At 69.9% G+C, this 23555-nt stretch carries 15 protein-coding genes; 7 read left to right on the top strand and 8 right to left on the bottom strand.

Annotated features, from left to right (window positions below; genetic code table 11):
- The 4 genes from ROA7023_RS16645 to ROA7023_RS16630 all read left to right on the top strand — a co-directional run.
- Nucleotides 1-2683 (top strand): calcium-binding protein (locus ROA7023_RS16645; RefSeq protein ID WP_143535609.1); only part of this gene is annotated, 2683 nt, incomplete at its 5' end.
- A gap of 124 nt (nucleotides 2684-2807) precedes the next feature.
- Nucleotides 2808-4859 (top strand): calcium-binding protein, encoded by a 2052-nt coding sequence (locus ROA7023_RS16640; RefSeq protein ID WP_085880162.1) that lies wholly within the window; start codon nucleotides 2808-2810, stop codon nucleotides 4857-4859.
- A gap of 159 nt (nucleotides 4860-5018) precedes the next feature.
- The gene (locus ROA7023_RS16635; protein ID WP_085880161.1) at nucleotides 5019-7022 is read left to right on the top strand and encodes a calcium-binding protein; all 2004 of its coding nucleotides are present in this window, start codon (nucleotides 5019-5021) and stop codon (nucleotides 7020-7022) included.
- A gap of 76 nt (nucleotides 7023-7098) precedes the next feature.
- Nucleotides 7099-8241 (top strand): UDP-galactopyranose/dTDP-fucopyranose mutase family protein, encoded by a 1143-nt coding sequence (locus tag ROA7023_RS16630; protein ID WP_234992281.1) that lies wholly within the window; start codon nucleotides 7099-7101, stop codon nucleotides 8239-8241.
- 46 nt (nucleotides 8242-8287) lie between these two features.
- Here the strand turns inward: ROA7023_RS16630 and ROA7023_RS23940 are convergent, their stop codons facing one another.
- Complete coding sequence (locus ROA7023_RS23940) at nucleotides 8288-9610, bottom strand: CAP domain-containing protein (protein ID WP_143535608.1); 1323 nt, start codon at nucleotides 9608-9610, stop codon at nucleotides 8288-8290.
- Between the two features lie 389 nt (nucleotides 9611-9999).
- On the opposite strand from ROA7023_RS23940, the gene ROA7023_RS16620 reads away from it, so the two are divergent.
- The gene (locus tag ROA7023_RS16620) at nucleotides 10000-11934 is read left to right on the top strand and encodes a polysaccharide biosynthesis protein (RefSeq protein ID WP_085880159.1); all 1935 of its coding nucleotides are present in this window, start codon (nucleotides 10000-10002) and stop codon (nucleotides 11932-11934) included.
- A 224-nt stretch (nucleotides 11935-12158) separates the two neighbouring features.
- On the opposite strand, the gene ROA7023_RS16615 is transcribed toward ROA7023_RS16620, so the two are convergent.
- Entirely contained in the window at nucleotides 12159-13289 is a 1131-nt protein-coding gene (locus tag ROA7023_RS16615; RefSeq protein ID WP_085880158.1) for a polysaccharide biosynthesis/export family protein, read from the bottom strand.
- A gap of 308 nt (nucleotides 13290-13597) precedes the next feature.
- Between ROA7023_RS16615 and ROA7023_RS16610 the strand changes: the two genes are divergently transcribed.
- Nucleotides 13598-15343, top strand: a complete 1746-nt coding sequence (locus tag ROA7023_RS16610; RefSeq protein ID WP_159458557.1) for a hypothetical protein — start codon at nucleotides 13598-13600, stop codon at nucleotides 15341-15343.
- Between the two features lie 96 nt (nucleotides 15344-15439).
- Here the strand turns inward: ROA7023_RS16610 and ROA7023_RS16605 are convergent, their stop codons facing one another.
- Nucleotides 15440-16099, bottom strand: a complete 660-nt coding sequence (locus tag ROA7023_RS16605; protein WP_085880156.1) for a sulfotransferase family 2 domain-containing protein — start codon at nucleotides 16097-16099, stop codon at nucleotides 15440-15442.
- 290 nt (nucleotides 16100-16389) lie between these two features.
- Between ROA7023_RS16605 and ROA7023_RS16600 the strand changes: the two genes are divergently transcribed.
- Nucleotides 16390-17034 carry a sulfotransferase family 2 domain-containing protein gene (locus ROA7023_RS16600; RefSeq protein ID WP_085880155.1) on the top strand — a complete coding sequence of 215 codons (645 nt, stop codon included), beginning with the start codon at nucleotides 16390-16392 and terminating at the stop codon, nucleotides 17032-17034.
- Here ROA7023_RS16600 and ROA7023_RS16595 read toward each other — a convergent pair.
- From ROA7023_RS16595 to ROA7023_RS16575, 5 genes are all read right to left on the bottom strand, one after another.
- Complete coding sequence (locus ROA7023_RS16595) at nucleotides 17013-18275, bottom strand: hypothetical protein (RefSeq protein ID WP_085880154.1); 1263 nt, start codon at nucleotides 18273-18275, stop codon at nucleotides 17013-17015. The genes ROA7023_RS16600 and ROA7023_RS16595 overlap by 22 nt on opposite strands.
- Nucleotides 18276-18405: 130 nt before the next feature.
- Nucleotides 18406-19716, bottom strand: a complete 1311-nt coding sequence (locus ROA7023_RS16590) for a lipopolysaccharide biosynthesis protein (RefSeq protein WP_085880153.1) — start codon at nucleotides 19714-19716, stop codon at nucleotides 18406-18408.
- A complete protein-coding gene (locus tag ROA7023_RS16585; protein ID WP_085880152.1) occupies nucleotides 19713-20999 on the bottom strand; it encodes a glycosyltransferase family 4 protein in 1287 nt (428 codons plus the stop codon). The genes ROA7023_RS16590 and ROA7023_RS16585 overlap by 4 nt, the downstream gene beginning before the upstream one ends.
- Nucleotides 20996-21868: a sulfotransferase family protein gene (locus ROA7023_RS16580; RefSeq protein ID WP_085880151.1), complete on the bottom strand. Its 873-nt coding sequence runs from the start codon at nucleotides 21866-21868 to the stop codon at nucleotides 20996-20998. Before ROA7023_RS16580 ends, ROA7023_RS16585 begins: the two co-directional genes overlap by 4 nt.
- Before the next feature lie 4 nt (nucleotides 21869-21872).
- The gene (locus tag ROA7023_RS16575; RefSeq protein ID WP_085880150.1) at nucleotides 21873-23078 is read right to left on the bottom strand and encodes a glycosyltransferase family 2 protein; all 1206 of its coding nucleotides are present in this window, start codon (nucleotides 23076-23078) and stop codon (nucleotides 21873-21875) included.
- Nucleotides 23079-23555: the final 477 nt, after the last annotated feature.

Here is a 23555-nt window from a genome sequence, read left to right as displayed (position 1 = left end):
GGGCGGATCCGGGGCGGATTCCCTGTCGGGCGGGGGCGGCACCGACCTGATCGACGGCGGCAGCGGGGACGACGTGATCGACGGCGGCGGCTCTTCCGACACGGTGACGGGCGGGCCCGGCGACGACGTGATCACCGGCGCCAACGGCAACGACCGGCTGGAGGGGGACGGCGGGCGCGACACGCTGTTCGGCGGCGTGGGCCAGGACCGGCTGATCGGCGGCGACGGGGCCGACCGGCTCTGGGGCGGCGATGACGACGACCGCATCGAGGGCGGCGCCGACGACGACCTGGCTGTGGGCGGCGATGGCGACGACAGCATCGCGGGCGGGCAGGGCGCCGACAGCATCACCGGGGACGCCGGCCGCGACAGCCTGCTGGGCGGCGACGACAACGACAAGATCTCGGGCGGGATCGAGGACGACACGCTTTGGGGCGGATCCGGGGCGGATTCCCTGTCGGGCGGGGGCGGCACCGACCTGATCGACGGCGGCAGCGGGGACGACGTGATCGACGGCGGCGGCTCTTCCGACACGGTGACGGGCGGGCCCGGCGACGACGTGATCACCGGCGCCAACGGCAACGACCGGCTGGAGGGGGACGGCGGGCGCGACACGCTGTTCGGCGGCGTGGGCCAGGACCGGCTGATCGGCGGCGACGGGGCCGACCGGCTCTGGGGCGGCGATGACGACGACCGCATCGAGGGCGGCGCCGACGACGACCTGGCTGTGGGCGGCGATGGCGACGACAGCATCGCGGGCGGGCAGGGCGCCGACAGCATCACCGGGGACGCCGGCCGCGACAGCCTGCTGGGCGGCGACGACAACGACAAGATCTCGGGCGGGATCGAGGACGACACGCTTTGGGGCGGCGCCGGGGACGACCAGCTCTGGGGCGGCACCGGCAAGGACGTGATCCACGGCGACGAGGACGACGACCGCCTGGCCGGCGGCTGGCACGACGACAGCCTCTATGGCGGGGCGGGCGATGACAGCCTGGCGGGCGAGGATGGTGACGACGCGCTCTGGGGCGGTGCCGGGAATGACGAGATCGCGGGCGGATGGGGCCGGAACAGGCTCTATGGTGGCGCCGGGGACGATGTCCTCTCGGCCGAGGGCGCGGACGATTTCCTCGATGGCGGGGCGGGCCGCGACACGCTGTGGGGCGGCGGCGGCGGCGACTGGCTGGACGGCGGCGACGACGACGACCGGCTGAACGGCGGCGATGGCCGCGACACGCTGCGCGGGGGCCCGGGCGACGACGTGCTGTCGGGCGACGGCGATATCGACACGCTCTACGGCAGCGCGGGCAACGACAAGCTGGCCGGGGATTCCGGCAACGACCGGCTGGAGGGCTGGACCGGGGACGACACGGTCTGGGGCGGCTGGGGCGCCGACCTGATCAAGGGCCACGGCGGGCACGACTACCTCTATGGCGGGCAGAACGACGACCGGATCGAGGCCGGCTCCGGCGGCGACCGGGTCAACGGCGGCTCCGGGCGGGACCGGATCTATGGCTCCTGGGGGGACGACACCCTGGACGGCGGCGCCGAGAGCGACTGGATCTACGGCGGCAAGGGCGACGACCGGCTGATCGGCAACAGCGGCTGGGACATCATCTATGCCGCCTCGGGCAGCGACCTGATCTATGCCGGCAGCGGCGACGACTGGATCGACGCGAACTGGGGCGATGACGTCGTTTACGGCGGAACAGGGTCTGACAAGGTGTTCCTGGGCAAGGGCGACGACCGTTTCGCCGTGGACCGCTGGGACCGGCACGGCGACACGATCGACGCGGGCTCGGGCGAGGACAGCATCCGCACCGGCCGCGGCGAGGACAGCATCTCGGGCGGCTGGAACGCCGACAGCATCGCCTCGGGCGGCGGCAGCGACGTGATCGACGGCGGCGCCCAGGGCGACCGGATCGCCGCGGGTAGCGGCAACAACCGGGTCACCGGCGGCAAGGGCAGCGACATCATGTCGGCGGGCGACGGGGTCGATTACTTCTGGGGCAATTCCGGCCGCGACACGATCTGGGGCGGCGGCGGCGACGACCGGATCAACGGCGGCACGGGCCATGACCGGATCTATGGCGGCGGCGAGAGTGACTGGATCTATGCGGGCGACGGCAGCGACCGGATCTACGGCGGCGACGGCTGGGACCGGATCTATGCCGGCAACGGCAACGACAGCGTCGTGGCCGGCGGCGGCAATGACACGGTTCTGGGCGGATCGGGCCGGGACAGGGTCGCATTGGGCAGCGGCAGCGACCGGTATACGGACGTCAATGACGGCGGCTCTTCGGCGGTGGACAGGGTCTGGGGCTGGACCGGCAACGACCGGATCTCGACCGGCGGCGGCAACGACAGCCTCTGGGGGCAGTCGGGCAACGACCGGCTCTGGGCGGGCACCGGGCGCGACCGGCTCGAGGGCGGGTCTGGCAACGATGCCATGTGGGGCGGGGGCGGGGCCGACACCTTCGTCTTCAACCGCTTCTCGGGCAATGACCGGATCCACGATTACGACGTCTACATCGACCGGATCGAGATCGACGGGGTCGGGCCCGGCGGCCTCGACATCCGCGCCACCGCCTCGGGCCTGCAGCTGAATTTCGGCGGCGAGAGCGTCGTGCTCGACGGGCTGGGCGGCTGGGCCGAGGACAAGCTGCACATCGATTTCATCTGATCGGGGCCGGGGCGGGGGCGAAACAACTTCTGGACGGACCGGGTGTGACTTGCCACACAGTTTGGGGGCGGGGATTGCGCTATCCTTCGCCCGGACATGCCTTGCAGGGAAGCGGACAGCCGAGATGGACAGTATCGTAAATGGTGGCACGCCGGATTTCGGAACGGGCAACGACGTCTATTATGACTACGACACCGCGGCCCAGGTCGTGTCGGGCGAGAACACCATCTTTGTGTCGCCATCCAGCGGAACCTGGCGGTTGGACGAAAATCCCGACATCGCCATGCCCACCAGCGTTCCGTACGCGACGATCGAATACGACAACACCAGCCCGGGCACCGGATTCCTGAACATCCTGATCACCGTGGCGCAGGGCGACACGGTCACGGTCGACGTGGATTACGGCAAGCTCGTCTCGGGCGATGTCGACACCAAGATGGTGCTGATGAACGCGGCAGGCACCGCGGCACTGCGGTTCAACGACATCGACGTCTCGGGGAGCACCGGGGGTGGCAGCCTCAGCACCGAAGACGCCTCGCTGACCCATACCTTCGCCGCCGCGGGCACCTATGCGTTTCGCATCGGCACCTTCGCCAACGGCAACGGCGCGGGGGATGGCACCTGGGGCTACGGGCTGGACTACCTGCCGGCGGGGGCGAACTTTCTGGTTCATATCTCGCACGACGGCGCGACCGCGAACACGCCGCTGAGCGAGCGGGATTCGACCCTGTTCGGCGACCAGGGCGACGACACGATCATGGGGCTGGGCGGCGACGACCTGATCCAGGGCGCCTTCGGCAACAACCTGATGTACGGCGGCGCGGGCAACGACACCGTGCAGGGCTGGGTCCAGGACGACACGCTTTATGGCGGCGACGGCGACGATGTCCTGACCGATGTCTCGGGGGCCAACCTGTTCTATGGCGGCGCCGGCAACGACAGTTTCCTGGGCGGGATCGGCGATGACAGGATCTATGCCGGCAGCGGGCTCAATACCGTCTCTGCCGAAATGGGCAACGACACGATCTACGGCGGCTCCGGCGCGGGCACGCTGAACGGGGGCGACGGCCACGATGTGCTCTATGGCGGCACCGGCGCCTATCTCATCTATGGCGGGGCGGGCAACGACACGCTTCATGGCGAGGACGGTGCCTATTTCATGTTTGCCGGCTCGGGTGACAACACGTTCTACACCACTGAGCGCTCTTACATGAGCGCCAACGGAACCGGGACCAACCACGCCTATGGCGGCACGGCCTACGATCAGTATTACGGCGGCGACGGCATCGACACCGTCCGGGGCGGCGGCGGCAACGACAGGCTGGAGGGCGAGGCCGGCGCGGACGATCTGGACGGCGACCGGGGCAACGACAGTCTCTATGGCGGGTCGGAGGAAGACAGGCTGATCGGCGGGCAGGGCAACGATTACATCGACGGCGGCACCGGCGACGACCTGCTCTTCGGCTCGTCCGGGTCCGACACGCTGACCGGCAAGTCCGGGTCCGACACGTTCAGCGGCTGGTACGGCAACGACACGATGTGGGGCGGCTGGGGCGAGGATGTCATGCGCGGCCACAAGGGCCGCGACCGGATCAACGGCGGCCAGAGCGACGACACGATCGAGGGTGGATCGGGCAACGACAGGCTCGAAGGGTTCTCGGGCGACGACAGCATCTCGGGGTCCTGGGGCGACGACCGGATCGACGGCGGCACCGGCAACGACCTGCTGGAGGGCGGCAAGGGCGACGACAGCATCACCGGCGACCAGGGCGACGACACGATCATCGCCATTTCCGGCGCGGACACGATCGACGGCGGAACAGGGCATGATTCCATCGACGGCGGCTGGGGCGACGACAGCATCCTGGGCGGCGCCGGGGCCGACAGCATCGACGGCGGCCGGGGCATCGACCGGATCGCGGGGGGCAGCTGGCGCGACACGATGGCGGGCGGCGGGGGGCGCGACACCTTCGTGTTCAACGCCAGTTCGGGCGACGACCGGATCACCGATTTCAAGGCCGGCTACGACGTGATCGAGATCGCGGGCGTCTCTGCGGGGCAACTGGGCACCACGGTGCTGGGCGCGGGCGTGCGGCTGGCCTTCGCGGGCGAGACCGTGCTGCTGGAGGGGCTGCGCGCGGCGGATGTGGACGACATCGACATCACCTTCGTCTGAGCGCCGGGCCCCGAGGGGGGTGCACCCGGCGCTGACATGGTGTTTGCTTCGCCACAACGCATGACAGGTGCGGCGGATCGGCCCCGAGGCGGCGGCTGACCGGCGTGCCGGAGACCCGCAACACGACAGACAACCCCGCCCGGGGGAGGGCACAGATCCATGAGCATCATCGTTTCCAGCCAGAACGATTTTCCGACGAACGACACGGTCCTGACCGACGGGGCGGATGTCTATTACGATTACGACAACGTTCTGGTGGCCTCTGCCAACGTCCGCATCCGCGGCGCCGGGCGGCTGGACGAGAACCCCGACGTGGTGAACTCGACATCCGTTCCCTATTACACGCTGGAATTCGACATAACCGGCATTGCGTCCCAGAACTCCGTCGCGCTGGATGTCGAGGCGGGGGATTCCGTCACCGTCGACGTGGATTACGGCAAGGTCGTCTCGGGCGATGACGACATCAAGATCGTGCTGGCGACGGCGGACAAGACCGGGGTCCTGGCCTTTGCCGATTTCGACCAGACCGCCGACATGCCCGCCGGAAGCCTGTCGTTCGAAGACCCCTCCCTGACCCATACCTTTGCCGAGGGCGGCAGCTATACGTTCTACCTCGGCACCCAGGCGCTCGGCACGAGCGGCAACACCGGCGGCACGCTGGGCTACGGGCTCGATCTGCTGCCGCTGGGGACGAACTTCATCCTCCATATCTCGCATTTCGGCGGGGCGTCCGGGCGGGCTCCGTCCAACCTCGATTCCGAGATCTTCGGGCTGGGCGGCAATGACACGATCATGGGGCTGGGCGGCAACGACACCCTGGTCGGCGATGCCGGTGCGGATGTGCTCTATGGCGGCGCGGACAACGACCGGCTGTTCGGCGGCGACGGCAACGACAGGCTCTATGGCGGCGCGGACGATGACGAGATCATCGCCGGCAGCGGGCTGAAGACCATCGACGGCGGAAGCGGCAACGACACGATCTATGCCGAGGATGCGCGGGGCGTCTTTTCGGGCGGCGACGGCGACGACATCCTCTATGGCGGCACCTCGCGCTATGACCTGCCGACGAGCACCCAGGCCCAGCTTCGCGGCGGCGCCGGCAATGACGTTCTGTATGGCTCGACAAACAGGGGCGGCCTGCTGGGCGGGCTGGGCGACGACACCTATCACGGTGGCGCCGTCGGCCATTCCATCTCGGATGAGGGGGGCCACGACACGATCTATGGCGGCAATGGCGGGGAGCTGGTGTTCATCCGCGGACCGGGGCAGGTCTTTGCCCGGCTCGGCGGCGGCGAGGACAGTTTCAGTGCCTTTAGTAGCACCCGCACCACCACCGTCGATGCCGACCGGGGCAACGACAGTCTCTATGGCGGGTCGGAGGAAGACAGGCTGATCGGCGGGCAGGGCAACGATTACATCGACGGCGGCACCGGCGACGACCTGCTCTTCGGCTCGTCCGGGTCCGACACGCTGACCGGCAAGTCCGGGTCCGACACGTTCAGCGGCTGGTACGGCAACGACACGATGTGGGGCGGCTGGGGCGAGGATGTCATGCGCGGCCACAAGGGCCGCGACCGGATCAACGGCGGCCAGAGCGACGACACGATCGAGGGTGGATCGGGCAACGACAGGCTCGAAGGGTTCTCGGGCGACGACAGCATCTCGGGGTCCTGGGGCGACGACCGGATCGACGGCGGCACCGGCAACGACCTGCTGGAGGGCGGCAAGGGCGACGACAGCATCACCGGCGACCAGGGCGACGACACGATCATCGCCATTTCCGGCGCGGACACGATCGACGGCGGAACAGGGCATGATTCCATCGACGGCGGCTGGGGCGACGACAGCATCCTGGGCGGCGCCGGGGCCGACAGCATCGACGGCGGCCGGGGCATCGACCGGATCGCGGGGGGCAGCTGGCGCGACACGATGGCGGGCGGCGGGGGGCGCGACACCTTCGTGTTCAACGCCAGTTCGGGCGACGACCGGATCACCGATTTCAAGGCCGGCTACGACGTGATCGAGATCGCGGGCGTCTCTGCGGGGCAACTGGGCACCACGGTGCTGGGCGCGGGCGTGCGGCTGGCCTTCGCGGGCGAGACCGTGCTGCTGGAGGGGCTGCGCGCGGCGGATGTGGACGACATCGACATCACCTTCGTCTGAGCGCCGGGCCCCGCGTTGTGCTGCGGCGGGAAATCTGACAGGAAATCCGCGGGATCGGCCGAACGGGGGGCAGGCGGTGGACATTCTGATCGTGGGGGCGGGGTTCTCGGGCGCGGTGATCGCGCGCGAGCTGGCCGAGGCCGGGCACCGCCCGACCGTGATCGACGGGCGCGACCACGTGGCCGGCAATTGCCACACCGCCCGCGACCCGGGCACCGGCGTCATGGTCCATGTCTACGGGCCGCATATCTTCCACACCGACGATGCCGAGGTCTGGGACTACGTCAACGCCCACACCCCGTTCCGGCCCTATCGCCATTCGGTGCGCACAACGGTGCGAAACAGGGTCTATTCGCTGCCGCTGAACCTGCTGACGATCAACCAGTTCTTCGGCCAGACCCTGCGCCCCGACGAGGCCCGCGCCTATGTCGAGGCCCGGGCCGACACCTCGATCAGCGAGCCTGCGAATTTCGAGGAACAGGCCCTGCGCTTTGTCGGGCCCGAGATGTACGAGGCGTTCTTCAAGGGCTACACCGAAAAGCAATGGGGGGTGGACCCGCGCGAGCTGCCCGCCAGCATCCTCAAGCGGCTGCCGCTGCGGTTCTCCTACGATGACAATTACTTTGCCCACCGGTTCCAGGGGATCCCCGGGGCGGGCTATACCGCGCTGATCGAAAGCATCCTCGACCATCCCGCCATCGACGTGCATGTTTCGACCCTGTTCCAGCCGGAAATGACCGATCGCTATGGCCATGTCTTCTGGTCCGGGCCGCTTGACGGGTTCTTCGGCTATGCCCACGGGCGGCTGGGCTACCGCACGCTGGATTTCGAGCGGTTCGAGGGCACGGGCGACTGGCAGGGCTGCGCGGTGATGAATTACGGCGACCGCGACGTGCCCTGGACCCGGATCACCGAGCACAGGCATTTCGCCCCCTGGGAAAGTCCCGAGGGGTCGGTGCTCTACCGCGAGTTCAGCCGCGCCTGCGGGCCCGACGACATCCCCTATTACCCGATCCGCCTGGTCGAGGAGAAGGCGCTGCTGGCCGAGTATGCGGACCGCGCCGCGCGGACCGAGGGGGTGACCTTCGTCGGCCGGCTGGGCACCTATCGCTATCTCGACATGGATGTGACGATCCGCGATGCGCTGGACACCGCCCGCGCCTTTCTGGACCGCGCGCCGGGGGCGGCGATGCCGGCCTTCGTGACGCCGCCGCTCTGACGCCCGGATGTGACCCTGTTCCGGCGGAGGAGGGTCTGTTTCGCGGTCAGAAGATCTCTATGTTGGCGGCCATGCCCCAGGCGGTCTGCACGTCCTCGAGCAGGATGTTGTGGCCGTGCCCGAATTCCAGCGCGAGGCCCGCGTCGGTCAGCCTGGCGTGGTCCGCCACCACCTCCCACCGGGCCAGCCCGCCGCCCCAGATCGCATCGTCGAGCAGCAGCCTGTCCGCGCCGCGCTGGAAATCGGTGATCGTGTCGGCGCCGTTGCCCTTGCGGAAGACGAAGCTGTCGCACCAGGCGCCGCCGGTCATCGTGTCGTCGCCATAGCCGCCGTCGATCCGGTCGCGGCCCTTGCCGCCCCGGATCACGTCGTCGCCGTTGCCGCCCGAGATCGCGTCGTTGCCGGTATCGCCGCCGAGCAGGTCGTGGCCCTTGCCGCCCCAGAGCTTGTCGTGATCGCGGCCGCCCCAGATCGCATCGTCGCCGGTGCCGCCGAACAGCCTGTCGCGCTGGTCGTTGCCCCAGACCCGGTCGTCATGGCGCCCGGCAAAGACCGTGTCGGCCCCGGTGCCGCCCTGCAGGATGTCCTGGCCGTTGCCGCCCAGCATGTAGTCGTTGCCGGTGCCGCCCATCAGCCGGTCCTGGCCGTTTTCCCCGGCGAACCGGTCGTTGCCGCTGCTGCCCCAGGCGGTGTCGTCGCCCCGCCCGCCGCGCAGGAAATCGTTGCCGGCCCCGCCGCGCAGGGCGTCGTCGCCGTCGCGCCCGATCAGCGAATCGGCGCCGTCCCGGCCCCAGATCGCGTCGTCCCTGCCGGTGCCGGCCAGGGCGTTGCCCTTGTCGTTGCCGGTGATCGAGCGGCCCCGGTCCGAGCTGCCCGACCCGCCGGACGCGGCCCCGTCGAGCAGGACGCTCTTGCTGGTGGCGCCGAAATTCTGGGTGACCGCGAGCGCGGTATAGGCATGGCCGCCCGCGGTGTATTTGCCCAGCTCGATGCCGATGCCGACATAATCGTAGGCGGGCTTGAGGATGTTGGCCTTGTGGCCGGGGCTGTCCATCAGCCCTTGCATCATCAGCCGCACCTCGTCGTAGAAGCCGGGCGCCCCGCCGATCGAGCGCAGGGCGATGTTCTCGCCCGTAAGCCAGGTGCCGGACATGTCGAACCCCGCCGCCTCGATCCGGTCGTCATGGGCCGACCCGCCCCGGCCGGCATGGCTGAACGTGTCGGTGGCCAGCATCCATTCGGAATGTTTCTCGGCCGATTGGTTCAGGTGCTGTTCGAGCTGCAGCGGATCCAGGCCGCGCTCCGTCCGCTCGGTGTTGAGCAGCTTGAGCATGTAGCGCTCCAGGGGGGAGGCGAGATTGAGGCTCATGGTGTTCGGTCCCAGTTCCTGCGCTGTGTCCGTATCGGTGCCGGTGTGGGGGTCGGTGCCGGTGTCAGTGTCGGTGCCGGTGGCGGTGTCAGTGTCGGTGGCGATAGGGATGGCGCCGGCCCTTCGGGATCGGGACAGACCATCAAAGGCCGGAGATTTTGAGCCGCAATTGCGGCGATTTCTTGAAGCGGGCCGGCGAGCGTCCCCCCGCCCCGTGCACTGCCCCGTGCACTGCCCCGTGCGCGTGGCCTGCCCGCCGCGCGGGGCGGTGCAGCGCCGCCACAGGCCACCGGCCGCGGATCGGGCGGGAATGGATTTTCGCCCCCCGCGCTGGTAGCCCGTGGAATGGTCCTTTCGGGGAAGGACGCCTGGGAGAGTTCCGCATCCGCATGACCCTGCCTTTCCGCATCGTCTCGGCCATGGGCCGGCTGCAGAAGCAGCTGGTGCTGCTGGCCGTCGACCTGGCGCTGATTCCGGCCGCCTTCCTGCTGGCGCTGGTCATCGACGCCGAGGGCGCGGGGCTGGCGACGCTGATCGAGCGTCCGGCCGAGATCTGGGGGCTTCTGGCGCTGATGATGGGGCTGGGGGCGTTGTTCTCGCATCTGCTCGATCTGCACCGAATACAGTTGAAGGCGTATGAACAGCAGGCGGTCCTGCGCACGGTGATCTTCGCGGTGCTGGTGGGCTTTGCCTCGGCGCTGGTGCAGCCGCTGGTCTTTGCGCGGATGCTGCCGGTGACCACGGTGGCGATCTTCACCATGGCGCTGACGATCCTGTCGGTGACCTCGCGGCTGGTGATGCGCAACGTGCTGATCGACATCTACCGCCACGGCAGCAACCGCAAGCGGGTGCTGATCTATGGCGCCGGCCAGACCGGGGTGCAGCTGGCGACCGCGCTCAAGACCGACGACACGATGGAGCCGGTGGCCTTCGTCGACGACAACCTCACCCTGCAGAAGATGATGGTGGCCGGCCTGCCGGTGCACGCCCCGGTCCGGCTGGAGGCAATGGTGCGCGATCTGAAGGTCGACCGGGTGGTGATCGCCATGCCGTCCCTGTCGCGCCCGAAACAGGCGCAGCTGGCCCGCCGGCTGCAGACGCTGGCCTGCGAGGTGCGCACGGTGCCGTCGTTCTCTGTCCTGCTGGGGGAGGGCGAGCTCAAGGACCGGATGCAGCCGGTGGACCCGGTCAGCTTTCTCGGCCGCCGGGGCCTGGAGCGCGACATGGAAGGCATGTCGGAGCTTTACCGCGCCAAGTCGGTGATGGTGTCGGGGGCGGGGGGGTCGATCGGCTCCGAGCTCTGCCGCCAGGTGCTGGCCTGCCGGCCCGACCGGCTGGTGCTGTTCGAGCAATCCGAACTGGCGCTCTACCAGATCGAGCGCGAGCTGCGCGACCTGGCCGCGCCGCGCGGCAAGCGCAAGGGGACCGAGGTGGTCCCGGTGCTGGGCTCGGTCACCGACGAGGCGGTGGTGCGCCGGGTGCTGGCCGAGCAGGGGGTCGAGATCGTCCTGCACGCCGCCGCCTACAAGCACGTGCCCATGGTCGAGCAGAACCCGCTCTCGGGGCTTTACAACAACGTCATCGGCACGCGGACCCTGGCGGCGGGCGCACGGGACGCGGGGGTGTCGCATTTCGTGCTGATCTCTACCGACAAGGCGGTGCGGCCGACCAACATCATGGGCGCGTCGAAACGGCTGGCCGAGCTGGTGGTGCAGGATCTCGCGACCCGGTCGGGGGGCACGCGGTTCTCGATGGTGCGGTTCGGCAACGTGCTGGGCTCATCCGGCTCGGTGATTCCGCTGTTCGAGGAGCAGATCCGCAGGGGCGGGCCGGTGACGGTGACCCACCGCGAGGTCACCCGCTATTTCATGACGATCGGCGAGGCGGCGCGGCTGGTGCTGACCGCGGGGACCTTCACCGAGGGCGGCGATGTCTTCGTGCTCGACATGGGGCGGCCGATCGCGATCCTGAAGCTGGCCCGCGACATGATCGAGGCGGCCGGCTATTCCGTGCGCGACGTGGTCAATCCCGACGGCGATGTGGAGATCCAGGTGACCGGCCTGCGCCCGGGCGAGAAGCTGCACGAGGAATTGCTGATCGGCGGGCAGATGCTGGGCACGCATCACCCCAAGATCCTGCGCGCGCTGGAGGGCCACCTGAGCCAGATCGAGGTCGCCAATGCGCTCAAGACCCTGCGCACCGCGATCGAGGAGGGCGACGCGGAGGCCGCCCGGGCCGCCGTGCGCCGCTGGGTCGACGGCTATGCCCCGGCCCCCGAAGAGGCCCCCGAAGAGGCCGACGACGGGTCCGACACCGGCTCCTGAGCCTCGCGCGGCTTGCGCCCCGCGCCCGTCTTCCACCATGTCCCGAGCTGCACGTCCCGAGCTGGCGGAGCGCCCCTGCGGGGCGCGCTGTGCCAGCCCGGCCTCCCCTGCGGGGAGCCCCGGGCGGTCGGGGGGCGGCCCCCCCGGCCAGGCCTGCGGCCGGCCTCCCCCCCCCCGGGGGGGGCCCTGTGTCCGGGGGAAGGTCCGGGGTCTGGGCCGGGGCCTTAACGTCTGGCGAGGTTGCTGGCGGTGTTCAGCACGCTGAGGCTGGCGCCCATGAGGCTGGCGATGGTGCGGGCGGAGGTCAGCGGGCTTTCGGTCACGTAGACCAGGTCGTTGGGCCGGATCAGGAACTGACCCGCCGAAAACAGCCCATCGGCCGAGGTCAGATCGACCGTGAACACCGTGCGCTCGTGATTCGGCCCGCTCCGGTCGCTGCGGATCGTCTCGGCGGGATAGCGGCGCAGGATCAGGATGCCCTGGGCGTCGGCGCGGTCTTCCTCGACGCCGCCGATGATCGACAGCGCGTCGAGCGCGGTCAGGTGATCCTGGGCGAAGGTATGCAGCGATTCCGACCCGGCGGCGCCGAGCGAGAGGAAATAGCGGTCGTCCTCTTCGACGAAGACCTTGTCGCCGCCCTGCAGCGTGGTGTCGAGCCGGGGGGTGCCCAGCAGCCGCTCCACCGAGGTGCCGTAGATGCTGCTGCCGCGCTGGAGCCGGATCTGGGGGTTGTTGAAGCTCTGCAGCACGCCGCCGCCCTCGGCGATCAGGCCCATGACGGTGAAATCCCGGTCGGGCAGGGGGTAGGTGCCGGGCGTGGCCACGCCGGAGACCAGGCTCACGGTATTGGCGCGGCCCTCCGTCATCGTGAGCTGGACCTGGGCGGAGGGCGTGACCACGAGGTATTTCTCCTCGATCCGCTCGCGCGCCGTCTCGGGCGACATGCCGGCGATCCGGGTGGTGCCGATATAGGGCAGGAACACCGTGCCGCCGGGCGAGATCTGCATGTCGGGCAGGGTGACGAAGCGCTGGCCGGCGGTGGTCAGCAGGCCGTTGTCCTCTGTCGACCAGATCGTGACAGAGACCCGGTCGCCGGGCGAGATGATGCGGTTGTTGGGCTGGTCGACCCGCTCGATCCAGGCCATCCGCTCCTCGCCCACCGAGGGCCAGGAGGCGAAGAGCGCGACAGTGTCGCGGGTCACCTGCTCGACGGCGAACTCGGGCAGCTCGGCCCCCGAGCGGACATCGGCGGAGACGGACAGCACCTCGCGCTGGAGCCCGGCGCCACGGGGCAGGGTGCTGCAGGCGCCAAGGGCCCCCACGAGCCACATGAGCAGCACGATCCGAACGTTCATCCGACCCCCCAGGTCTTGTGATTGACTGCGATGTTAGCCGCAGCGGTGCGCAGGGGAAACCTGTCTCGCGCGCCTGCACCCCCGGTCGGCCCTTTGGAGGCTGTCCCTGTTGCGCCGGGGCGGCGGTTTTCCCGCCCCGTGGCGGGGCCGCCCGGGGGCCCCGGCGTCGAATCGCAGACCGATGGCGCCCCCGAGTCGCCCGGGGCCCCGGCGTTGCGGGGCCGGGCCCCGGGGCGGTCGCCCCTGTCGGCGGGGCTTAACCCCTTGCGGGATAAATGGGCCGAGGCTGACAAAAGGAATATTTTCGCATGATCTCCCGATTGCCGTCATTGCCGATGACCGGAAGCGAGCTTCTGGCCGCGATGCAGTCCATCCGGTCGAACGCGGTCCTGCGCCTCGACGATCTCGCCGCCGTGTCCGATGCCGACGGGTTTCTGACCGGGGATGCCGTGATCACGCCCGCGGGCCGGTTCCGGATCGCCGATGCCGGGGGGCGCGCGGCCAACGGGCAGACGGTGCTGGATCTGGCGGGCACGGAAAGGCAGGCGGTGCTGGCCCCCGATGCGCCGCTGCCCGACATGGCGGCGCTGCTGGCCGATACCCGGCCCGCCGCGTGGTTCGCCGCCGGGCAGATCCTGCAGGTGCGGGACCCGGGGCTGGCCTTCCGGCTCTGTGCGCCGGGGGCTGTGTCCTGGCATGTGCAGACCGCGGGCGGGCTCTGCCTGCTGGCGGAGGCCGGGACCGACGCCGGCCTTCCACTTGCCGCCTTCGGGGTGAAGCCGGAATCCGAGGCGCCCGACCCCGCGGCCAATGCCGCGGCGTTCCAGGCCTGGGTCGCGGCCCATGACCCGCTGGCGACGCTCCGCCTGCCGCGCTGGTCGATCCCGCTGGGCGCGGCGATCGACCTCGGCGACCGCAACCTGCTGGGCCAGGGCGACGGGACGCGCCTGGTGTTCAGCGGGCTGGCGGCCACCGAGGATGCGCTGACGCTTTCGGGGGGGCTCTCGGGCGGCGGCGCGGGCCAGCGCGCGGGCCGGCTCTCGCGCCTGACGGTGGATTGCCAGGACACGGGCCGGGACGCGGTGCGCTGGACCGGGGGCATCGGCTGCGGCGCGCGCTTCGTGTCGGTCCTGCAGGCCGGGCGGGACGCCTTCCACTTCGAGCAGGATTCGCATGGCCATTACTTCGAGCGGACCTTTCTCGAGCAATGCACGGTCAAGGGCGCTGTGCGGTACGGGCTCTGCCTGGCGCTGACCGATTTCGGGATCGAGGGCGGCCAGTTCATCAACAAGTCCGAGTTCGCCAATTGCAAGCTCTCGGGCTGCGATACCGCCGACGTCGGCCTTCTGCTGAACGATGCCGACCCGCAGAACGATTCGAGCAGCACCAAGATCGGCGGCGGCGTCCTGTTCCGCAACTTCCACGCCCAGTACGGCGGCACGGCCGCCAGCCGGGTCGGCGGCAGCATCTACGTGGAACGGGGCGCCGCCAGCGACAGCAGCATCGACCGGCTGGAGTTCATCTCCTGCACCTTCGAAAGCCAGGGGACCGGCCCGGGTGCGCCGGCGTCCAACGGGGCGCTGGAGATCGCCGATGCCAACCCCGGCGCGACCCGCGCGGCGGTGACGGAATTCGTCGACCGGGGCTCGCTTCTGACCGGCTACACCCGCTGGTGGGATTACGGCGCGACCAGCCCGGTGGGCCGGAACTACCGGGTCGAGGTGCCGCTTCAGGGCACCTATACCAACGCCGGCGAGCGGGAGTTCGGCACCCGCAGCGATGCCGCCGGCACGACCCAGGTGCCCGCCGGGGGGCAGACCGTGCTGTTCGATGCCGCCACCACGGGGCGGTCCTGGCTGGTGACCGTCCGCGCGGCCTTCAACGCGGCCCATTTCGTAACCGCCATCGTCCATGGCCATACCACGCCGCAGATCGCCACGCTGGCCCAGCAGGGGGAGCTGGGGCTCGACGTGTCGGGGACCGGGATCCGGGCGACGAACAGCGGGTCGGGCGGCCTCGGCACCTATTGGTCGGCCCAGCGGCTGGTCCTGTGACCGGCGCGGGGCCCGCTTGGGTTCCGTTTCCAGGCCCCGTTTTCAAGCCCTGTGCCCGGGCCCCGTGCCCGTGCCCCCCCGGTGCGGGCCTCGCGCTCAGTCGAAGCCGTAGCCGTAGGTCGCGAGGTCGTCGCCATAGCGCGCGGCGACCAGGGCGCGGGACCGGTCGTCGTAATAGGACCGCCAGTCCCTGGTGACCCGGCGGTTCTTGTGGGTCAGCGTCTCGGGCCGGGGCAGCGACAGGTCCCGCAGCACGCCGGGAAGCTCGTCCGCCAGGTATTCGAGCCGCAGCACCCGGTCGACGGCGACCTCGCCGTCGCGGCCCGCGATCCAGGCCGCGGTGGACCAGGTCCCGAACCTGCGCCAGCGCTGATGCCGCCGCCCGCCGCCGCCCGACCCCGAGGGTTCGGTCGCGGCCAGCCAGTCGGCGAAGCCCTGCTGCCGCAGGCCGATCCGGCGCTTGAGCTTTTCCACCCCGTCCACCGCCATCACCATCTCGTATATCGACACGAGCCTGGGATAGGGGTTGCGGGTGACCGTAAAGCGGAAATACCCGGAATAATCCAGACCGCGTTTCTCGAATTCCGCCTGGGCCTCGGCCGGGGACATGTGCGAGTAATACGGAGATTGCGGTGTCGCGTCCTTGAAATGGTGAATTGGCTCCTCGTTTATTTCGCTCAGCATGTCCCGCACGGATTCCGATCCGGTCTTGGGAAACGAGAAGAAAATGATCTTGCGGCTGTGACTGACAATCATTTTTCGGCACCTTGAACCAGGGCTGCCGCGCCCTGCGCCCCCGGGGCGCGGTCACGGTCAGGCACCGGTATTCCCGACTGCCATTGCGGGGTCAAGCATCGCTGTTCGCGCCCCCGGCCGCCCCCGCCCGAGGGCGGATCCGCAGGCGACAAGGCGATGTTTTTTGTGCATTTTGTCCAGATCTCCCGCGGCGATGCCGAATAAGGCGGCGCGGCCGGGACAGCCCCCCGGCCAAGGTTGACAAGAGACAGGTGATCGGGCATCGGATTTTCGACCCTGGAGGCCCTGGAATGATATCCCGCCATCATTCGACGATTTTCGTCCATATTCCGAAAACGGCCGGCCAGAGTGTCGAAACCCTGTTTCTCGAGGATCTCGGCCTGAAATGGCGCAGCCTCTTTCCCTGGAATGACCGGCGGCGCCTGTTGCTGAAGGAAAACCGGGACCGCTCCAAAGGGCCCGAACGGCTCGCCCATCTTTACGGGGACGAATATGTCTCTCTGGGGTATGTGACGCCCGAGGAATTCAGCGCCTTCTACAAGTTCGCGATCGTGCGCGACCCCTATCACCGGGCGGTCTCGACCTATAATTTCCGGTCCGGGGCGACGGGGACCCTGCGGGATTTCCTGTCGTCCATTCCGCGCGACGAGCATAACGACCTCTACCGCCACATCGCCCCGCAATCCCGGTTCGTGGTCGATCCGGCCACGGGCGTATTGCTGGTGGACCAGATCGTGACGTTCGAGGACATGCGCACCGGGCTGGCCACAGCGTTCGAGCGGACGCTGGGCCGCCCGGCGGAGCTGCCCAGAAAGAACATCTCGGCCGACAAGAAGCTCTCGGTCGCGGATCTCCCGCGCGCCGATCTCGACTATGTCGAGGCCGAATATGCCGAGGATTTCGCGCGCTTCGGCTATCCGCTGCGCGGCGCCTGATCGCGCCGGCCCCCGCCCTGGATCAGGGCCGGGGCGGCCGCCAGCCAGAACCAGTTCATGTAGATCCCGCGGTAGCCCGTCACCATCAGCGACACCAGCATCGAGCCGACCGCCAGCACCGCGAAGGCGCGGGCATAGGGGGTGGGCTGTGTCTGTCCGATCGCCCGGACCACGAAGACCGCGCCGAGCAGGAACATCAGCGCCGCGGGCCAGCCCTCCTCGAAGATCCGGCTGACGACGAAGCTGTTGATCCCCTCGGGCACCAGGATCAGCACGAAGCCGATCTGGCGGGCGACATCCCAGGCGCGCTCGGTGATCATGTGGTTGTTGCCGACCCCGACCCCCAGCGTCTCGCCCGAGGTCAGCACCGACAGGCCCGACACGATGGAGATGCCGCGCAGGTACATCGAGCGCAGGCCGCCCTCGCCGAACCGCTCGGCATAGAACTCGGTGACGAAGACGTTCAGGACGGCCGAGCCGAGGATGACCAGCAAGGCCGCGCCGATCAGCCCGTTGCGGCCCAGCCGGCGGCCCTTGAAATAGGCCACGATCACCATGATCGGGGCGATCAGCACCACCGAGGAGGACCGGCTGAGGATCAGGCAGGCCAGGGCGATCAGGATCAGCGGAACCACCCGGCCGAAGCTGAAGACCCGGGCGTAGGCCCGGCCGCCGCGCCACAGCACGATCAGCACCGCCAGCAGGTAGATCGTGTGGGTGGTGAAGGTGCTGACCTCGGGAAACAGCGCGAAGCCCCGGCCGTATTGCGGTACGAGGCCGAAGGTCCGGTTGGTGCGGAAGTCGAGGGTCTCGGCGCCGACCGCGAATTGCAGCAGGAAGAACAGCGCCGAACAGGCCCCGCCCAGGACAAAGCCGCGGATGAAGGCGCGGCGGGTGTCCTCTGCCCGGGCGATGACGCCGATCACCGCCATGAACGGCATCACGAAGCCCAGGTAGTAGATCAGGATCATCACCTCGCCGCCCACCAGCAGCGAGATCATCGAGGCGCCCATGGAGAACAGGATCATCAGCCCGGTCCGCACCGGCATCTGCGGCAGGAAGGTGACGATCAGCGGATAGGCCAGGATCACCAGGATATCCACGGGCTGCAGCCAGATCGGGCCGGCCGGCAGGCCGATGGCGGGCACCCAGAGCAGGAAGGCCAGGACCGAGGCGAACACCTTCAGCACATCCCGGGCGGTCCGGGCCCGGGGGTGCGCGGCCGTCATCGTATGGGTCATCGGTGGCATCGCATCGGGATCATGGCCAGGCTCACCGCCCAGGGTATCAGGAAACCGCCGGCGCGGCGACGGTCTCTCCGGCAGGCGGGGTCTCTCCGGGGGGCGCGGCGGGCCGGGCAGAGCGGTGCGCTCATGACCGCTGCGCCCGGATGTGGCGCAGCGCCCCCAGGATGCTGGGGTCGATCCCGGTCAACTCGCGGCAGGCCCGCCAGGCCAGGACGTTCCACAGGATCATCGCGCCGCTGACCGCCAGCGCACCGCCCACCGCGCCGCCCAGCCAGACCGCCGGCACCAGGCACACAAGTCCCAGCCCGTTGGCGCCCACGATGATCCGGTTGAAAGGTTTCTCATGGCCGGTCATCTGCAGCAGCGGCCCGTTGGCCCCGTTGAGCGCGCTGATCGCGAAGCCCACCGCCAGGATCAGCAGGGACGCCCGGGCCGCCTCGAACCCCTCGCCGAACAGCGACAGGATCGGGCCGGCCAGGAAGAGCAGGATCACGAAGCCGACCACCGCGGCCGCCCCCGCCAGGCTGGCCACGACCGCCGAGATCGACTGCACCGCCGCCGTGTCCCCGGCGGCATGGTAGCGCGAGATCAGCGGCGTCGCGGCGATGTTGCTGGCGATGAGGATCAGCTGCATCAGCTGCGCCGTCCGCAACGCCGCGAAGAACGGCCCGGATTCGGTCACGTCGAGCACCGTGCCCACGATGACCACCGCCAGGTTCGGCGTGCCGAAGATCACCAGCGCGGTGATCCAGTAGCGCGTCGACAGGTTGCGCCAGGCGCCCTCGGCCCCGGCCACCGGCCCGGCCAGCGCGCTGCGGTAGCGTGTGGTCCGGTCGGCGCGGGATTGCCACAGCAGCAGAAGCGCCAGCGAGACCACGCCGAAGGCGAAGACCCCCCAGCTCGGCAGTGGCGGCAGCGAGAACAGCAGGACGATCCCGCAGAGCGCGATCAGCGTCAGCCGCCAGAGGATGTCGCGCGGCCCGATCGCCCAGACGACCTTGCCCCGGGTGCGCAGGATCGCCGCCTGGAACTGGGCGAAGGCGAACAGCAGGCAGAGCGGCGCGGCCAGGATCATGTAGCCCCCCGCGCCAAGCGCCAGCGCACCGGCGATCATCGCCACGGTGGCCAGCAGGCCGGCGGCCAGCACCAGGCGCAGCCCGTGGCGCAGGGCGGCGCGCCATTGCGCCTCCGCTCCGGCCTCCTCGAACCCGGGCAGCAGCCGCAGCATCAGTTGCGGCTGGCCCGCCGTCGCGGCCTGTCCCAGGATCATGACGATGCTGAAGGCGAAGACGAACTCGCCATAGGTTTCGAAGGTCATCGCGCGGGCCAGCGCCACCACCATGATGAAGTTGACCGGCGCGCCGATCAGCTTGGTCACCAGGGCGAGCGAGGATTCCTTCAGGACTCTGCGGACAAGGCTGTTGATCTGGGTCACTCCTTGTGGGCGGGCGCGGGTGCGGGCGCGGAGGCGGGCAGGACGGCGGGCGCCGTCGGGGCGGCGGGCACGGCCGAGAGCGCCCGCTTGGCCGCCGCGGGCCCGGCCGCGTGCCAGCGGTCGCAATAGGCCAGGAACTCGCCCAGGATCCCCTCCAGGCGGTCCGCGAACTCGCAGGCGGCCAGGTAGGCCGGCGCCTGCCGCAGGCTCTCGATGCGCCGGGCGCGCACGGCGCCGTCGGCCGAGAGCCAGGCCTCGATCCGCGCCCAGAGGCTGGCATCGTCGTCGAACCGCTGGTCGGGGAAGGGCACCAGCTCGCAGACCCCGCCGTTGTCATAGACCAGCGGCAGCACCCCGGCATGGATCATCTCGGCGACGGCGATGCCGAAATGCTCGGCCCGGTAGGCATGGACCCCGACCGGGGTCGCGGCGAGGATCGCGCCCCGCGCGGCGTCGTCCGCATCGGGGTGAAAGCGGACGACCGCGTCCCCGGCATGGCGGGCGATCAGGTCGCGGGCGTATTTCCGGCTGGCCCGGCCGATGACGTCCAGCCGCAGCCCCGGGCGCTTCGCCTGCAGGCCCGCCACCAGCGCGATCACCTCGTGGATGCGCTTGTTCGGCACGATCCGCCCGAGCATGACCAGCCGGTCGGGCGTCCGCGCGCTGGCCCCCTCTCCGGTCATCGGGGCGGCGGTCGCGGGGTCGAGGTCGATCGCCGGATAGAGGATCCGGTCCACCGTGATGCCGGTCCCGGTCTCCACGTGCCCGGCGGTCCAGCGCGAATTGGCGACGGTGAAGGCGTCGGGATCGGGCCGGCCGAGACGGGCGATCGCGGCGCCGAGCCGGCCATAGAGCTTGCGGATCGCGAAGGGCGCGCCGCTCTGCCCGGCCAGGGCCTCGACCAGGGGGCGGCTCTGGGCGAACACGACGGGGGCATGGCGGAACACCAGCGTCGGCCTGTCCAGCCGCGGTCCCTCGCCGAACATGTAGAGGACGGCGTCGTAATCCCGCGCCAGGGCGGGGACGTGGCGGCAGGTGACGGCCCAGTTCACCAGCCCCATGCGGCGCGGCACCAGGCCGGCGAGGGGCAGGGGGCTGTGCTTGCCCTCGGGGGTGACGTGGCCCGCCACATCGACCACGCCCACCGCCACGCCGCGGGCCCGAAGGGCTGTCTCGAAGGCGCGGGCGACGGTCTCGGCGCCGCCGTTGGCCGCGAGATAGGCATGGGCCAGCAGCACCCGCATGGGACGGTCCCCGGGGCCCCGCGCGGCGGCGGCGGTCATGCCCGCACCTCCAGCAGCTCGCGCAGGTAGGCCGTGTCGCCGTCGTCGACGCTGTCCGTGTTGGGCTTGAAATAGACCGCCTTCAGCCGGCGCTTGAGGCTCGGGGGCAGCAGCCGGCGCAGGACGGTCTTGGCCCCCGAGCGGTGCAGGAACACGTTCAGCCGCCGGAACCGCGGGGCATCGCCGGAATTCTGCCGGTCGAGCCCTTGGTCGAAGCCCGCGGCGGGGATCCCGAGGAACGCCGCGATCCGGGCCAGGGTGCCCTCGATGTCGGCCACCATCTCCTCGAAGGTCAGCTCCAGCCGGCGGCTGTCGTCGAAGGTCTGCCGGTAGCGCGCGAGGGCCGCGTCATAGCGGCTGGGGCGCAGCAGGAAGCGCCCGGGCAGGGGCGTTTCGCCGCGCAGCTCGGCGTCGATCTCCTCGCGCAGGCTGCGGGTGGTCTGCCCGATCCGCGCGGCCAGCCGGTAATGGGACAGGGCGCGGGCCACCGGGTCGCGGGTCAGCAGGATCACCCGGGCGTCCGGCGCATGGGCGGCGATGGCCGCGGGCGCCTCGGGGCATTGCAGGTAGGTGGTCGAGGCATCCAGCCGCCAGCGGGTCTTGAGGTCCTCGAAAAGGTAGTCGTACTGCGCCGGCTCGCGGAAGATCGCGAATTGCATCTCGGCCTTCGATCGGCTGGCGACATAGCGTTCGGGGATCACGTCGTTGAGCCGGGTCTCGGCGACGAAGGCGGGCGGAAACTCGTGCTGGGAAAAGAAGTTCGGCTCCTTGATCGGCGGCATGCCGATGTCGGGATGAGAGCCGAGCCAGGCCGACAGCTGGGTCGACCCGGAGCGGGGGGCCGCGATCAGGAACAGGTTCGATGTCACCGGCCTATATCCTCGGGTCCGGGCGCCGGCGGCCCCGCAGCGCCCGGCGCCGGGCCGGGTTCAGAACGAAGAGGTCGGCCAGCCCGCAGAGGTTGCCGGCGCTGAAGCCGATCTGGCTCATGCCGGCGATGGCGGCGGCCAGCACGATCATCCGCGGGGTCCAGGGTTTCACCGCCGCCCCGCGCGCCGCGAAGGCCAGGCCCAGCAGTAACGCGCCATAGCCCAGCGGGACCAGCCAGAGCCAGGGCAGCCAGAGCCCGGCAAGGACCGCGGTCCCCAGCACCGGCAGGATCGCCAGCGGCAGAAGCTGCCGGGCCCCCAGCATCCGGCGATGCTTGGCCGCGGTCCAGATCCGGTAGCGCCCGTTCCGGCAATATTGCCGGAAGGTCCCGGTCAGGCTGGCGCGGGGGATGTAGTCGATCGCCGCCGCGGCCTCCATGTAGATCCGCCCGCCCTGCTTTTGCAGCCGGACGTCGAACTCGGCATCCTCGTTGGCCACGAACCCGGTGTCGTAGCCGCCGGCCCGCAGGAAGGCATCGAGGTCCAGCAGGGCGTGGTGGCCATGGGCGACCCAGCCGCTGCCCGAGGCCATGCGGTGCGGCGCGCCGCCGGTGCCGAACCAGCTGCCGAAGGCCAGGGCGGCGGCGTCCTGGACCGGGCTGCCGCCGCGGGTGCGCATGGGCACGACGACGCTGGTGGCCCCGGTGCGCTCGGCCGTCTCGACCAGGGTCGAGATGAAATGCGCCGGATAGACCGCGTGCAGATCCGCCCGCAGCAGGTAGCGGGCAGAGGCGGTCCGGGCCGCCTCGCGGGCCACCAGGTTGACCGCATGGGCCTGCAGCCGGCCGGGATTGGCCAGGATCACGACCCGGTCGCCGAAGGCGGCGCGGGTCACCTCGGCGGTGCCGTCGGTGCTGCCGCCGTCGACCAGCACGAAGGCACAGCGGTCGGCGGCGGGATCGGCCAGCAGCGAGCGGATCGCGGCCTCGGCGCGGGGGCCCTCGTTCAGGGCGGGCATGGCGATCACGATTTCCGCGTCGAGCCTTGGGTCGGGCCGGCCGGTGTCGCGGCTTGCGTCGGTCGTGGTCCCGGTCCGGTCAGCGGGCTGCACGGTGCCCGGAACGGTGTCCGTGCGCATGTCTCGCGGGCGAAACATTCCGGCGCCGGCCCCCGGCGCCGGCGCGTTCCTGGCATGTGTGTTCTGGGGCATCCGGATCGGACTCCTGCATGCAACTCACAGCCTATGGCAAATCGGAGGACGGCCCGGATAGATCGAGACGGAGGCGCGGCCGCCCATGATACTGGGGGCCTCTCCCTTGTCCGGTCCCCGTAACGAAGGGACCTGTCCGTTGTCCGGTCCCTGCAATGAAGGGACCTGTCCGTTGTCCGGTCCCCGTAACGATGGGACCTGTCCGTTGTCCGGTCCCCGCAATGAAGGGACCTGTCCGGTAGCCAGAGGTCGTGTGTCCAAATTGTCGCAACACATGGACTCGTTAACCGGCGCCCCCACACCGGGCGTCGTCAATTTTCGCTTCGCCTGTTTTTCGTCGGAAATCAACGCTGAAACTGAGCGTCGGCGGGGTTCGGCTGGTTTGTAGGCGTCATTCCCGCGCCCGCGCCCGACTTGGGGGCAGCTTGCGAACCACGGGGCCGGGGCGACCTCGAATCGCGGACCCCGTGGCCCGGC

Origin of the sequence: Roseisalinus antarcticus (assembly GCF_900172355.1) — a bacterium.
Taxonomy (GTDB): Bacteria; Pseudomonadota; Alphaproteobacteria; order Rhodobacterales; family Rhodobacteraceae; genus Oceanicola; species Oceanicola antarcticus_A.
This window is presented reverse-complemented; position numbering and strand designations above follow the sequence as displayed.

Bases quoted from the DNA above. Each gene is read 5' to 3' on its own strand.
- ROA7023_RS16640 (WP_085880162.1), top strand. From the start codon at position 2,808: ATGGACAGTATCGTAAATGGTGGCACGCCGGATTTCGGAACGGGCAAC.
- ROA7023_RS16635 (WP_085880161.1), top strand. From the start codon at position 5,019: ATGAGCATCATCGTTTCCAGCCAGAACGATTTTCCGACGAACGACACG.
- ROA7023_RS23940 (WP_143535608.1), bottom strand. From the start codon at position 9,610: ATGAGCCTCAATCTCGCCTCCCCCCTGGAGCGCTACATGCTCAAGCTG.
- ROA7023_RS16620 (WP_085880159.1), top strand. From the start codon at position 10,000: ATGACCCTGCCTTTCCGCATCGTCTCGGCCATGGGCCGGCTGCAGAAG.
- ROA7023_RS16615 (WP_085880158.1), bottom strand. From the start codon at position 13,289: ATGAACGTTCGGATCGTGCTGCTCATGTGGCTCGTGGGGGCCCTTGGC.
- ROA7023_RS16610 (WP_159458557.1), top strand. From the start codon at position 13,598: ATGATCTCCCGATTGCCGTCATTGCCGATGACCGGAAGCGAGCTTCTG.
- ROA7023_RS16605 (WP_085880156.1), bottom strand. From the start codon at position 16,099: ATGATTGTCAGTCACAGCCGCAAGATCATTTTCTTCTCGTTTCCCAAG.
- ROA7023_RS16600 (WP_085880155.1), top strand. From the start codon at position 16,390: ATGATATCCCGCCATCATTCGACGATTTTCGTCCATATTCCGAAAACG.
- ROA7023_RS16595 (WP_085880154.1), bottom strand. From the start codon at position 18,275: ATGACCCATACGATGACGGCCGCGCACCCCCGGGCCCGGACCGCCCGG.
- ROA7023_RS16585 (WP_085880152.1), bottom strand. From the start codon at position 20,999: ATGACCGCCGCCGCCGCGCGGGGCCCCGGGGACCGTCCCATGCGGGTG.
- ROA7023_RS16575 (WP_085880150.1), bottom strand. From the start codon at position 23,078: ATGCCCCAGAACACACATGCCAGGAACGCGCCGGCGCCGGGGGCCGGC.